This window comes from Serratia sp. 1D1416, assembly GCF_003641105.1.
Lineage (GTDB): Bacteria > Pseudomonadota > Gammaproteobacteria > Enterobacterales > Enterobacteriaceae > Serratia > Serratia ficaria.
This window is the reverse complement of record NZ_CP032738.1, coordinates 3240384-3253811: the sequence shown is the minus strand read 5'-3', so window position 1 is coordinate 3253811 and position 13428 is coordinate 3240384. Positions and strand designations below refer to the sequence as shown.

Sequence of the window (13428 nt, the reverse complement as noted above, 5' to 3'; positions counted from 1 at the left end):
TCATTTTCCTTGCTGCTGGGCGGTTATAAAATCGAGAAACTGCGATGCATCGGGATAGGAACGCTGGGTCCCCTTGCCGGTAACGCTGTAGGCGGCATAGGCCGAAGCCTGGCGCATCGCCTGCAGCACCTCGCCGTGGCGCACGTATTCGTGGGCGAAACAGCCGATGAAGGCGTCGCCGGCGCCGCTGGTATCCACCGCCTTCACCGGCAGCGACGCAACATGCTCCACCCGATCGCCGGTCAGCCACAGCGCGCCGCGCTGGCCGAGGGTGACGATCAGGTTGCGCAGCCCTTTCTCCAGCAGCGTGCGGCCGGCGCGCAGGATATTTTCTTCGCTGTCCACCGGCATGCCGGTCAGGATCTCCAGCTCGGTTTCGTTCGGTATAAAGAAGTCGCACTGGCAGGCATAGGCGATATCCAGCTCGCGCGACGCCGGCGCCGGGTTAAGGATCACCGCAATGCGCTGCCGGCGGGCGAAGTCGATCGCCGCATACACCGTTTCCAGCGGGATCTCGAGCTGCAGGATCATCAAGCGGCACGCCTGCAACGCCGGGGCGGCGCGTTCGATATCCGCCGGCAGCAGCCGGTCGTTGGCGCCTTTGACGATCAGAATGCGGTTTTGCGAGGCGCTGTCGACGAAGATCGGCGCCACGCCGCTGGAAACGCCCGTCACTTTTTTCACATGGCGGGTATCCACGCCGGCCTGCTGCAGATTGCGAACGGTGTTGTCGGCGAACACATCGTCCCCTACGCAGGTCACCATCATTACGCTGGCGCCGAGTTTGGCGGCGGCCACCGCCTGGTTGGCGCCCTTGCCGCCGCAGCCGATTTCAAACGCCGGCGCCTCCAGCGTTTCGCCGGCGTTCGGCATCCGGTCAATGTAGGTAATCAAATCCACCATGTTCGAGCCGATTACTGCGATATCCATGCTGCTTTCCCCTGTTGTCTTTTTGAACATCTAATGTTAGTTAAATAACATTATCAACCGCCGCATGTGATAGCTGTGACATCGATCCCAACAATGCCCACGCCGTTGCACGGTAAAACAAGCTATGTTTGCGCGACGATGAATGTTATTATTCTCACATTAATCACAACCTGATGGGTCAACACCTCACTAAGGAACCGAGATGACTACCGAAAACATTGATTACGCAAGCTATGTCGATCACACCCTGCTGGCGATGGACGCCACCGAAACGCAAATCGCCAAGCTGTGTGAAGAAGCGCAGCAGCACAATTTCTATGCGGTATGCGTCAACTCCGGCTATGTGCCGCTGGCGGCGCACCTGCTGCAGGAAAGCGCGGTGAAAGTGTGCTCGGTGATCGGCTTCCCGCTGGGTGCCGGCCTGACCGTCGCCAAGGCGTTCGAAGCCAAGGCGGCGATCGCCGCAGGCGCGCAGGAAATCGACATGGTGATCAACGTCGGCTGGCTGAAAAGCGGCCTGCTGGACGAAGTGAAAGCCGACATCGCCGCAGTGCGTGAGGTTTGCGCGGCGATCCCGTTGAAGGTAATATTGGAAACCTGCCTGCTCAGCGATGCGCAGATCGTTCAGGTTTGTGAAATGTGTCGCGAACTCGATGTGGCCTTCGTCAAAACCTCTACCGGCTTCAGCACCGGCGGCGCTCGTGAAGAGCACGTCAAACTGATGCGCGCCACCGTGGGCAGCGAGATGGGCGTGAAAGCCTCCGGCGCCGTGCGCGATCGCGCGACCGCCGAGAAGATGATCAACGCGGGCGCCACGCGTATCGGCACCAGCTCAGGCGTGGCCATCGTTTCTGGCGACCGGGCGGCGGCAGGCAGCTACTGATAGCCTGAAGCGCGCCGAGATAATCTGATGCGGGACAATACGGGCGGCGCAGGCGGCCCGATATTGCCCCGCATCGTTGCATATAGCCCCGAATAACGGCAGCACGCACTCTTTTTATCTCTTAAACCTGTGGGAAGACGGACAGATGGAAACGCGGCGCGAAGAACGTATCAACCGGTTAGTGCAGGCGTTAAAACGCGCCGACAAGATCCACCTCAAGGAAGCCGCCGCGTTGTTGGGCGTATCGGAAATGACCATCCGCCGCGATCTCAGCGCCGAGCCGGCGGCCGTGGTGCTGCTCGGCGGCTATGTGGTGACCGACCCGCGCAGCAATGGGGTAACCAACTACTTCGTCTCCGATCAGAAGGCCAAACAGGTCACGGAAAAACGCCGCATCGGCCTGCTGGCCGCCCCGTTGATCAACGAAAACGACACGGTGTTTTTCGACTGCGGCACCACCACCCCGGCGATCATCGACGCCATCGCCGACGAGCTGTCCTTCACCGCGGTATGCCACTCGCTGAATACCTTTCTGGCGCTGCAGGACAAACCCAACTGCAAGGTGATCCTGTGCGGCGGCGAGTTCAAGCCGAACAACTATATCTTCACCGGCGTCGGCCAGCACAACGAGCTGGACCACATCTGCCCGAACATCGCCTTTATCTCCGCCGCCGGCCTCAGCCTGCAGCACGGCGCCACCTGCTTTAACTTCGACGAGCTGGAGATGAAGCACCGCGCCATGGCGATGGCGCAGCAAAAGATCCTGGTGGCCGATCACAGCAAGTTCGGCAAAACCAAGCCGGCCTGCATCGGCCCGCTGACTCGGTTCGATCGGGTGATTACCGATCGCCAACCGGATGCCGAATTCGCGGCGTTTTTCAGCGAAAACGCCATCGCCATTCGATTCTGACTCCCGCCGCCGTCGGCGTTCGACGGCGATGTCCCCACCTTTTCCCCCTCAGTACCCGGCAATATTGTGCAAATAATGCGCAGTCGGTTCGCCGTTTTGGTTTATCCGCACGCAACATCAGGTTAATAAAATGCAACAGCTTCCCCAGGTTATTATTCGCACTGCGGGCAAACCGGCGTTTATTTGCCTGAATTAACCGCTGCGGCCGGCTGTTATATGATCAATGGCGCCGAGCGGCGCGGGGTTAATCTCAACAGAGGTTTAACCTGCCGGCATCAAATAGCGCCAAATCATCTTATTCATATGATGAATGGTTAAGCATTTTTATCCGCTTAAGTACGAATTAGTTTACCTGCGTTATTAAGCGAGATTTAAAATAAAACCATTAAAAAACATAACATTAGATATTATTTGAGTTAAAACAACAATGTGATCTACATCACTAAAACTGCTTAATCCGGGTTTTTAGCTAGATCCCAAACCACGCATAAAATATATTGCTCGGCTTGTTGCTGAGCATAGCGTTTTGTCTGGTTATTTATTGAACACGCCGGATAAACCCAATAGCCGTCGCCAGAGCGATTTCAGCACAAAATATTACACAAATGCGCAACATATGCGTGGAAAATCGATAAAAAAGCAGATAACCGCACAGATTACGCATTTGAGAGCAGGATCACGGTTGTTTCTACTGTAAATCGTTATCTTGCCGCCAACAAAAATCGGCGGGCAAAGACCCATCGGCAGCAGTAACGACTTTTTCGCAAAGGTCTTTTTAGTGCGTTATCCGGCGCTGTGCCAAGGATGACCCACGCCAAACAACCAGGGGGACGCCAACTATCCCCGCAAGCAACACCCGATTCTTACCGCTGGACGCCTTCTGAATATCGCGTTGGGCGGTTTTAACCTTAAGCTTTGTTTTTATTTTAAATTATCGTGTTCACTTCGGAGATATTTATGGACACTACACAGACCGGCACTATTGCCTCTGCGGCTTCTGGCTCCACCAGTACCTGGCGTAAAACGGACACCATGTGGATGCTGGGCCTGTACGGCACCGCCATCGGCGCTGGCGTGCTGTTCCTGCCCATCAACGCCGGCATCGGCGGTTTGATTCCCCTGATCATCATGGCCATCATCGCCTTCCCGATGACCTTCTTCGCCCACCGCGGCCTGTGCCGCTTCGTTCTGTCCGGCAAAAATCCCGGCGAAGACATCACCGAAGTCGTGGAAGAACATTTCGGCATCAGCGCCGGCAAACTGATTACCCTGTTGTACTTCTTCGCCATCTACCCGATTTTGCTGGTGTACAGCGTGGCGATCACCAACACCGTCGACAGCTTCATTACCCACCAGTTGGGCATGACCTCACCGCCGCGCGCCATCCTGTCGCTGATCCTGATCGTCGGCCTGATGACCATCGTGCGCTTCGGCGAGCAAGCCATCGTGAAGACCATGAGCATCCTGGTGTTCCCGTTCGTCGCGGTGCTGATGCTGCTGGCCCTGTACCTGATCCCGAACTGGACCGGCGCCATCTTCGAAAACGTCTCCCTGTCAGGTTCCGGCACCGGCATGGGCCATGGCCTGATCATGACCCTGTGGCTGGCGATCCCGGTCATGGTGTTCTCCTTCAACCACTCGCCGATCATCTCCGCCTTCGCCGTCGCCAAGCGTGAAGAATACGGCCCGGACGCCGAGAAGAAATGTTCGCGCATTCTGGCTTACGCCCACATCATGATGGTGCTGACCGTGATGTTCTTCGTGTTCAGCTGCGTGCTGAGCCTGTCGCCGGAAAACCTGGCGGAAGCCAAGGCGCAGAACATCTCGATCCTGTCTTACCTGGCCAACCACTTTAACAACCCGATGATCGAGTACATCGCGCCGGTCATCGCCTTCGTCGCCATCACCAAATCCTTCCTGGGCCACTACCTGGGCGCCCGTGAAGGCTTCAACGGCCTGGTGGCCAAGTCGATGAAGAGCCGCGGCAAAACCGTCAGCACCGACAAGCTGAACCGCATGACCGCCATCTTCATGCTGGTGACCACCTGGATCGTCGCCACCCTGAACCCAAGCATCCTGGGCATGATCGAAACCCTGGGCGGCCCAATCATCGCCATGCTGCTGTTCCTGATGCCGATGTACGCCATCCGTAAAGTGCCCGCCATGCGCAAGTACAGCGGCCACATCAGCAACCTGTTCGTGGTGGTGATGGGCCTGATCGCCATCTCCGCTATCGTGTTCAGCCTGATCGGCTAATCGCGCCCGGCCGGCGCCCCCGTGCGCCGGCCCTCCCGCACCGCCCCATTTCCCGTATTAACCGCCTGACACCTGAAGAAGGAGGCGAGACTATGGTCAGCGTTTTCGATATTTTCAAAATTGGCATCGGCCCATCCAGTTCCCACACCGTCGGCCCGATGAAAGCCGGCAAACAGTTCATCGACGATTTGATCGCTCACCAACAGCTGATGGACGCCACCCGCGTGGTGGTCGACGTCTACGGTTCGCTGTCGCTGACCGGCAAGGGCCACCACACCGATATCGCCATTATCATGGGCCTGGCGGGCAACCTGCCGCACGACGTGGACATCGACAGCATCCCGGGCTTTATCCGCGACGTTGAACAGCGCGGCCGCCTGCCGCTGGCCAACGGCTGCCACGAAGTGGATTTCCCGCCGCAGGGCGGCATGAATTTCCACCGCGACAATCTGCCGCTGCATGAAAACGGCATGCGCATCCGCGCCTTCGCCGGCGAACGCCTGCTGCACAGCAAGACCTATTATTCCACCGGCGGCGGCTTCATCGTCGATGAAGAGCATTTCGGCCAGACCGCCGGCAATGCGAAGCCGGTGCCCTATCCGTTCGCATCGGCTCGCGATCTGCAGCAGCACTGCAAGGACGCCGGCCTGTCGTTGTCCGGCCTGGTGATGCAAAACGAGCTGGCGCTGCGCAGCAAGGCCGAGATAGACGCCCACTTCGCCGACGTCTGGCAGGTGATGCGCGCCGGCATCGAACGCGGCATGAATACCGAGGGCCTGCTGCCCGGCCCGATGAAGGTGCAGCGCCGCGCCGCGGCCCTGCGGCGCATTCTGGTGACCGGCGACAAGAACAACATCGATCCGATGAACGTGGTCGACTGGATCAACATGTTCGCCTTCGCGGTCAACGAAGAGAACGCCGCCGGCGGCCGCGTGGTGACCGCGCCCACCAACGGCGCCTGCGGCATCATCCCGGCGGTGCTGGCCTACTACGACCAGTTTATCCGCCCGGTTAACCCCAACTCTTACAGCCGCTATTTCCTGGCGTCCGGGGTGATCGGCGCGCTGTACAAGATGAACGCCTCCATTTCCGGCGCCGAAGTGGGCTGCCAGGGCGAGGTGGGCGTCGCCTGTTCGATGGCGGCCGCCGGCCTGGCGGAGCTGATGGGCGGCAGCCCGGCGCAGGTGTGCATCGCGGCGGAGATCGCCATGGAGCACCATCTGGGGTTGACCTGCGATCCGCTGGCCGGCCAGGTTCAGGTGCCCTGTATCGAACGCAACGCGATTTCCGCCGTGAAGGCGGTCAATGCCGCGCGCATGGCGCTGCGCCGCACCAGCGAGCCGCGGGTGTGTCTGGATAAGGTGATCGAAACCATGTACGAGACCGGCAAGGACATGAACGCCAAATACCGCGAGACCTCGCAGGGCGGGCTGGCGATCAAGGTGGTGGCCTGCAACTGACAACAAGGGCGCCGCGGGGCGCCCTTTTCATTCTGCATTAACCGAGTGGTTAACCGAAGATGCCGCCGAACCACTGGGTCAGCTTCATCATCACCATGTCCCAAATGCGGCTGAAGAAGTTACCCTCTTTCACTTCCTGCATCACCACCAGCGGGTGCTGTTCGATGGTTTTGCCATCCAGCTGGAAATCGATGGTGCCGACCACCTGATTCTTGGCCAGCGGCGCCTCCAGCGCCGGTTGGTTCAGCTTGTAGCTGGCCTTCAGGTTTTTCATCTGCCCTTTCGGAATGGTGACCGAGGCGTCTTTGGCGACGCCCAGCGGCACTTCACCGACGTCGCCGAACCACACCTTCTGGGTGACGAACGGCTTGTCGGCCTTGATTGGCGTGGCGGTTTCATAGAAGCGGAAACCCCAGGTCAGCAGCTTTTCGCTTTCGCTAAAGCGGATGCGGTCGCTCGGCGCGCCCAGCACCACCGAAATCAGGCGCATCGGGCCATCGGTGGCCGAAGCCACCAGGTTATGCCCGGCGCCGCTGGTGTAGCCGGTTTTGATGCCGTCGACATTGAGGTTCGAGCTCCACAGCAGGCGGTTGCGGTTCACCTGGCGGATCTTGTTGAAGGTGAACTCTTTCTCTTTATGCAGCGCGTATTCTTCCGGCACGTCGCGGATCAGCGCCTGGCTCAGCAGCGCCATGTCGCGCGCGGTGCTGTATTGCCCTTCGGCATCCAGACCGTGCACCGTCAGGAAATGCGTGTTCTGCAGCCCCAGCGATTTGGCGTAGTTGTTCATCAGGCCGACGAACGAATCCTGGCTGCCCGCCACGTAGTCCGCCAACGCGATGCTGGCGTCGTTGCCCGATTGGATCACGATGCCCTTATTCAGCTCCAGCACCGGCACCTGATCGCCCGGCTTGACAAACATCAGCGAGGAGCCGCGCAGCGCCGGATTGCCGGGCGCCCAGGCGTCTTTGCCGACGGTCACCAAATCTTCCGGTTTGATCTTGCCGGCCTTGATCGCCTGGCCGATCACGTAGCTGGACATGATCTTGGTCAGGCTGGCGGGATCGAGACGGGTGTCCGGATTGCCTTCGGTCAGGATCTTGCCGCTGTTGTAGTCCATCAGCACAAAGGCTTTGGCGTCTACCTGCGGCGGTGCCGGCGGTTCCGCCGCGCGTACGGCGGGTGCGGCCAACAACAGGATGCCAACGCTGAAGGTCAGTTTTTTAAGGGAGGTGGATAAGTTTTTTTTCATCATGACGTCGCCAGAGTGTCCATTCAAATCATTGAAATAGCGTTAACTTTCAAACATGTTCACGTTTTCAGCCAACCAGCGAGAGTGGCCCGATGCGCTTGTGCCCACCGCGAATTCCCTGCGGCGCCCGTAACGGGTGAACAGCGCACCGAAAATGCCCTTGCTGTGAGTTTATGTGATTTATCTTATTTTTGCAGGGTTTAGCGTGAATTTTCAGCATTTTTACATAACTGTACGCTGGCTCCCAGATCTGGCTTAAAAAAGCGCCTTAACGGACATTTCTTATACCGCTCACGGCTAAACGGCCACACTTCCGCACCGCCAAACATCTATGCTTCTTTACGTCCAAACCAGCTTAATATATTCCAAAAATGCATATATGACGGTTATTTGTTCTTTTTGATGCGCTCATTCACAGAGTTATCATCCATACAACGGTTTTTAAACCGAATTATCCTGGAGATGAGTCATGGCAATCCCCCTTTCCGTCATCGATATGATCGGCAACACCCCGATGCTGGAGCTGACCCAGTTCGATACCGGCCCGTGCCGGCTGTTCGTCAAACTGGAAAACCAGAATCCCGGCGGTTCGATCAAGGATCGCGTGGCGCTGTCGATGATCGAGCAGGCCGAACGCGACGGCCGCCTGCAACCGGGCGGCACCATCATTGAGGCCACCGCCGGCAACACCGGCCTGGGGTTGGCGCTGGTGGCGGCGCTGAAAGGCTACAAGCTGCTGCTGGTGGTGCCGGACAAAATGAGCCGCGAGAAGATCTTCCACCTGCGCGCGCTGGGCGTGGAGGTGCTGCTGACCCGTTCGGACGTCGGCAAGGGCCATCCGGCCTATTATCAGGATTACGCCAAACGCCTGGCGGATGAGATCCCCGGCGCCTTTTATATCGACCAGTTCAACAACCCGGCCAACCCGGCGGCCCATGCCAACACCACCGCACCGGAACTGTGGCGGCAGATGGACCATCGGGTGGACGCCATCGCGGTCGGCGTCGGCTCCGGCGGCACGCTGGGCGGGCTGAGCCAGTATTTCGCCGAGGTTTCCCCGCAAACCGAGTTCGTGCTGGCCGATCCCGCCGGCTCGATCCTGGCGGACTACCTGGACAACGGCCAGATTGGCGAAGCCGGCAGTTGGTTGGTGGAAGGCATCGGTGAGGACTTCGTCCCGCCGCTGAGCGACTTCGGCCAGGTGCGTAACGCTTACCGCATCGGCGACGCTGAAGCCTTCACCACCGCGCGCGACCTGCTGCGCAAGGAAGGCGTATTGGCGGGTTCTTCCACCGGCACCCTGCTGGCCGCCGCGCTGCGCTATTGCCGCGCGCAGACCGAACCCAAGCGGGTGGTGACCTTCGTCTGCGACAGCGGCAACAAATACCTGTCTAAAATGTATAACGACCACTGGATGCTGGAGCAGGGGCTGCTGAGCAAGCCGCAGCACGGCGATCTGCGCGATCTGATCGCCTACCGCCACGACGAAGGCGCCGCGGTATCCGTCTCGCCGGAAGACACGCTGGCGATCGTGCACGCCCGCATGCGGCTGTACGACATCTCGCAGCTGCCGGTGCTGGAGGGCGACCGGGTGGTCGGCCTGATCGACGAATGGGATCTGCTGAACGCCGTGCAGGCGGACGCCGCCCACTTCAGCCTGCCTGCCGGCAGCGCCATGACCCAACAGGTCGACACGCTGCAAAAAGAGGCCGGCTATCGGGACCTGCAGGCCACTTTCAACCACGGCCATGTCGCGGTAGTGCTCGACGGCGAGCGCTTCCTCGGCCTGATCACCCGCACAGACGTGCTTAACGCCTGGCGCCAAAAATTACGTTAATAAGGATCCGTTATGGCCAAGTTTGATACGTTGACCGTTCACGCAGGTTACACCCCCGACGCCACCGGCGCCGTGATGCCGGCGATTTACGCCACCTCCACCTACGCCCAACCGGCGCCGGGCGAGCATACCGGCTATGAATATTCGCGCAGCGCCAACCCGACGCGCACCGCGCTGGAAAGCGCCATCGCCGCACTGGAGGGCGGCAGCCGCGGCTACGCCTTCGCCTCTGGCCTGGCGGCCTGCTCGACGGTGCTGGAGCTGCTCGATCAGGGCAGCCATCTGGTGGCGGTCGACGATCTGTACGGCGGTACCTATCGCCTGCTGGAAAAGGTGCGCAGCCGCACCGCCGGCCTGCGCGTCACCTACGTTGCGCCGGCGGACATCGCCGCGCTGGAGCAGGCGATCGAGCCGGACACCAAAATGATCTGGGTGGAAACCCCCACCAACCCGCTGCTCAAGCTGGCCGATCTGCGCGCCATCGCGGCGATCGCCAAACGGCGCGGGCTGATCAGCGTAGCGGACAACACCTTCGCCTCGCCGTATATTCAGCGCCCGCTGGAGCTCGGTTTTGACCTGGTGGTGCACTCCGCCACCAAATACCTCAACGGCCATTCCGACGTGGTGGCCGGGGTGGCGGCGGTGGGCGACAACCCGGCGCTGGCGGAGCAGCTTGGCTTCCTGCAGAACGCGGTGGGCGGCATCCTCGATCCGTTCAGCAGCTTCCTGACGCTGCGCGGCATGCGCACGCTGGCGCTGCGCATGGAGCGCCACAGCAACAGCGCGCTGCGCATCGCCCAGTGGCTGGAAAGCCAGCCGCAGGTGGAAAACGTTTACTACCCGGGCCTGCCGAGCCATCCGCAGCATGCGCTGGCGGCGCGGCAGATGAGCCGCTTCGGCGGCATGATCTCGGTGCGCTTGCAAGGCGACGACGCCTATGCGCGCCGGGTGATTAAACGTTCGAAGCTGTTCACCCTGGCGGAGAGCCTGGGCGGCGTGGAGAGCCTGATCGGCCAGCCGTTCAGCATGACCCATGCCTCGATCCCGCTGGAGCAGCGGCTGAAGACCGGCATTACCCCGCAGCTGCTGCGGCTGTCGGTGGGGATCGAGGATGCGGAAGACCTGATTGCCGATTTGCAACAGGCGCTGGCGGAGTAACCCGCAGGCGAAAGATGCGCAAGCCCGGCGCAGTGCCGGGCTCTGTTATCTCTGGGCGCCGATAACGTCCCGATAGTAGCGCTGCGCGACGTCCGGATGGGAGCGGATGCGCCCTTTCAGGTAGTTGTAGCCGACGTCGCGAAACAGCGGATTGTGCGGATCGCTGGCCGGGCCCCGGGCCTCGGCCGCCAGATGCGCCGGCAGCCGATACAGCGGCACCACCGCGTCCAGCCGCGCACCGAGGAAAAAGGCGATCGACAGCCGCTCGCTGCCCGCCGGCGGCGTCTCCACCCGATGCATCGTGGCGCGCAGATAGCCGTTGCTCGCCAGCTCCAGCAGCTCGCCGATGTTCACCACGAACGTGTCCTCGCGCGGTTCGGCATCGATCCAGCGCCCTTCGCTCACCTCCACCTGCAGGCCTTTCTGCCGGTCCTGCAGCAGGAAGCTGAGAAAGCCGGAATCCTTGTGCGCCCCGACGCCCTGCCCGCTTCCCGTGGCTTCACGCCCCGGATAGCGGATCAGCTTGATGTGTTCGTTCGGCTTGTCGCCGTACAGCGGATCAAACGCCCGTTCCGGCAGCGCCAGCGCCAGGGCGAAAGCCCGCAGCAGCCGCAGCGACATGGCGGTCATCGCCCGTTGCCACTGCAGCAGCAGCGGCTTCAGCTCCGGCAGCGCGCTAGGCCACTGATTCGGGCCCTGCAGCCGCGCCCAGCGCGGGCTGTCCTCGTTCAATGACAGCGCCGGCCGTTCGGCGCCGATGTCAAACTGTTCGCGCCAGTCCGGCTGGCCGCGGGTCAGCTCCGCCGCCGCGCGGTTATAGCCGCGAAAATGCGGCGAATGCACCATCTGCACCGCCAGCTTGTCGGCCTCCGGCAGCGCGAAAAACCGCCGCGCGCACTGCTGCAGCCCGGCGTTCAGCGCCGGATCGACGCCGTGTCCGCGCAGATAGAAGAATCCGACGTCGCGCGCCGCCGCCCGCAGGCCGTCGAGAAACGCCCGCCGCTGCCGCGCTTCGCCGTCAAGCCGCGAAAGATCCAGCAGCGGCAGCGTCTTCAGCGTCAGTGGTGTGGTCATCATCCGGTTCCTCATCTTCCCCGATCAGGATCGGGCCGCTATAAAGGCGAATTATCAACATCGTCTGCTCCAGAGGGCTGCGCTCGTTGCCCCATAGTTATCACTGCCGCCGCCGGGCGAGCCAATATTGTTGCGTTCTAAGTTATGCAAAGCTTCAACAAAGTGTCGCAGAACTGTCATCAATGTTTCTTATGCTCTGCGCAATTTCACCGACGCCGCTGGCTGGCGGCGTACGGTATCCGCTATTATTCATGCGCCCCCATTCCCTGCCTGCCGGAGAAATACTGATGGATTTAGCCTTATTCGACCTGGATGAAACCCTGATTGATGATGATAGCGCCAGCCTGTGGATCCGCTGGCTGGTCGCTCAGGGGTTCGCGCCGGCGGAGCTGGAACTGCAGGAACAGCAGCTGATGCAGCTTTACTATCAGGGCAAACTGTCGATGGAGGATTACATGCAGGCCACGCTGGCGCCGCTGGCCGGCCTGAGCACCCGAACGGTGGCCGGCTGGGTGCAGCGCTATATTCGCCGCGATATCCTGCCGCGCGTATACCCCGCCGCCCGTGAACGCCTGCAGTGGCACCGCGAGCGCGGCGACTGCATCCTGGTGATCTCCGCCACCGGCGAACACCTGGTGGCGCCGATCGCCGAACAGCTCGGCGCCGACGGCGCGCTGGCGATCGGCGTCGAAGTGGTCGATGACCGCTTTACCGGCAACACCTACGGCACCATGACCTATCAGCAGGGCAAGGTCATCCGCCTGCAGCAGTGGCTGGCGCAGCGCCCGGAGGTGAAGTTCGAACACAGCCACGGCTACAGCGACTCGCTCAACGACGCACCGATGCTGCACTACGTCGACAGCGCGACGGTGATCAACCCCGACAGCGATCTGAGCGCGCTGGCGGCGGAACGGGGTTGGGAAGTGTGCCGCTGGGAACGCTGAGCGGCCGGCAAAAAATGCCTTTCGGTGTGACAAACATCATTTTATGGCGTAGGAATAAAGGCTTAGGTTCGTTAACCCGCTAAATAGAGGCATGACATGCTGACCATCTGGGGCCGTGAAAACTCGAACAACGTCAGGAAAGTGCTGTGGTGCGCCGCAGAGCTGGATCTGAACTACACCCACATCAACGCCGGCGGCGCATTCGGCAAGGTGAACGAGGAACGCTACCGTTCACTGAACCCCAACGGCCTGGTGCCGCTGCTGCAGGACGACGACTTCACGCTGTGGGAGTCCAACGCCATCGTGCGCTATCTGGCGGCCAAGTTTGGCGACGCGTCGTTTTATCCGCAGGATCTGCAGGCGCGCGCCAGCGCCGAAAAATGGATGGACTGGACCACATCGACCCTGGTCGCCCCCTTCTCCATCGTATTTTGGGGCCTGGTGCGCACCCCGCCGGAACAGCGCGACATGGACAAGATCACGGCGGCGATCGCCACGCTGGAAAAACACTTCGACATCGTGGAACAAACGCTGGAACGCCAGCCCTATCTTTCCGGCGAGTCATTCGGCTTCGGCGATATCCCGCTCGGCAGCTTTATCTACGCCTGGTTCGAAATGCCGATCGCCCGCCGCCCGCGCCCGAATCTGGAACGCTGGTACCAGCAGCTGCGCGCCCGCCCGGCCTATCAGCGCGGCGTGATGAGCGAACTGACCTGATTTTCCC

11 protein-coding genes are annotated in these 13428 nt (G+C 60.8%); 8 read left to right on the top strand and 3 right to left on the bottom strand.

All coding sequences use genetic code 11. The features are described from left to right. Entirely contained in the window at nt 1–930 is a 930-nt protein-coding gene (gene rbsK, locus D7I37_RS15755; protein ID WP_061798169.1) for a ribokinase, read from the bottom strand. Between the two features lie 202 nt (nt 931–1132). On the opposite strand from rbsK, the gene deoC reads away from it, so the two are divergent. From deoC to D7I37_RS15735, 4 genes are all read left to right on the top strand, one after another. Beyond that, nucleotides 1133–1813: a deoxyribose-phosphate aldolase gene (gene deoC, locus D7I37_RS15750; RefSeq protein WP_095096697.1), complete on the top strand. Its 681-nt coding sequence runs from the start codon at nt 1133–1135 to the stop codon at nt 1811–1813. A gap of 145 nt (nt 1814–1958) precedes the next feature. Continuing rightward, nucleotides 1959–2723: a DNA-binding transcriptional repressor DeoR gene (gene deoR / locus D7I37_RS15745; RefSeq protein ID WP_061798173.1), complete on the top strand. Its 765-nt coding sequence runs from the start codon at nt 1959–1961 to the stop codon at nt 2721–2723. Nucleotides 2724–3680: 957 nt separating this feature from the next. After that, nucleotides 3681–4979 (top strand): HAAAP family serine/threonine permease, encoded by a 1299-nt coding sequence (locus D7I37_RS15740; RefSeq protein ID WP_061798175.1) that lies wholly within the window; start codon nt 3681–3683, stop codon nt 4977–4979. A gap of 92 nt (nt 4980–5071) precedes the next feature. After that, on the top strand, nt 5072–6439 hold the full coding sequence (locus D7I37_RS15735; protein ID WP_061798177.1) for an L-serine ammonia-lyase: 1368 nt from the start codon (nt 5072–5074) through the stop codon (nt 6437–6439). Between the two features lie 49 nt (nt 6440–6488). Here D7I37_RS15735 and D7I37_RS15730 read toward each other — a convergent pair whose 3' ends face one another. Next, nucleotides 6489–7694, bottom strand: a complete 1206-nt coding sequence (locus D7I37_RS15730) for a serine hydrolase (RefSeq protein WP_061798533.1) — start codon at nt 7692–7694, stop codon at nt 6489–6491. A 466-nt stretch (nt 7695–8160) separates the two neighbouring features. On the opposite strand from D7I37_RS15730, the gene D7I37_RS15725 reads away from it, so the two are divergent. Together D7I37_RS15725 and D7I37_RS15720 are read left to right on the top strand one after the other, a co-directional pair. Then, nucleotides 8161–9528 (top strand): cystathionine beta-synthase, encoded by a 1368-nt coding sequence (locus tag D7I37_RS15725; RefSeq protein ID WP_129543975.1) that lies wholly within the window; start codon nt 8161–8163, stop codon nt 9526–9528. A gap of 12 nt (nt 9529–9540) precedes the next feature. After that, nucleotides 9541–10686, top strand: a complete 1146-nt coding sequence (locus tag D7I37_RS15720) for a PLP-dependent aspartate aminotransferase family protein (protein ID WP_061798531.1) — start codon at nt 9541–9543, stop codon at nt 10684–10686. Between the two features lie 45 nt (nt 10687–10731). Here the strand turns inward: D7I37_RS15720 and D7I37_RS15715 are convergent, their stop codons facing one another. Then, the gene (locus D7I37_RS15715) at nt 10732–11760 is read right to left on the bottom strand and encodes an isopenicillin N synthase family oxygenase (RefSeq protein WP_061798547.1); all 1029 of its coding nucleotides are present in this window, start codon (nt 11758–11760) and stop codon (nt 10732–10734) included. A 287-nt stretch (nt 11761–12047) separates the two neighbouring features. Here D7I37_RS15715 and D7I37_RS15710 point away from each other — a divergent pair, with 287 nt between their 5' ends. After that, nucleotides 12048–12704, top strand: a complete 657-nt coding sequence (locus tag D7I37_RS15710; RefSeq protein ID WP_129543974.1) for an HAD family phosphatase — start codon at nt 12048–12050, stop codon at nt 12702–12704. A gap of 96 nt (nt 12705–12800) precedes the next feature. Continuing rightward, nucleotides 12801–13421, top strand: a complete 621-nt coding sequence (locus D7I37_RS15705) for a glutathione S-transferase family protein (RefSeq protein ID WP_061798528.1) — start codon at nt 12801–12803, stop codon at nt 13419–13421. Nucleotides 13422–13428 lie beyond the last annotated feature (7 nt).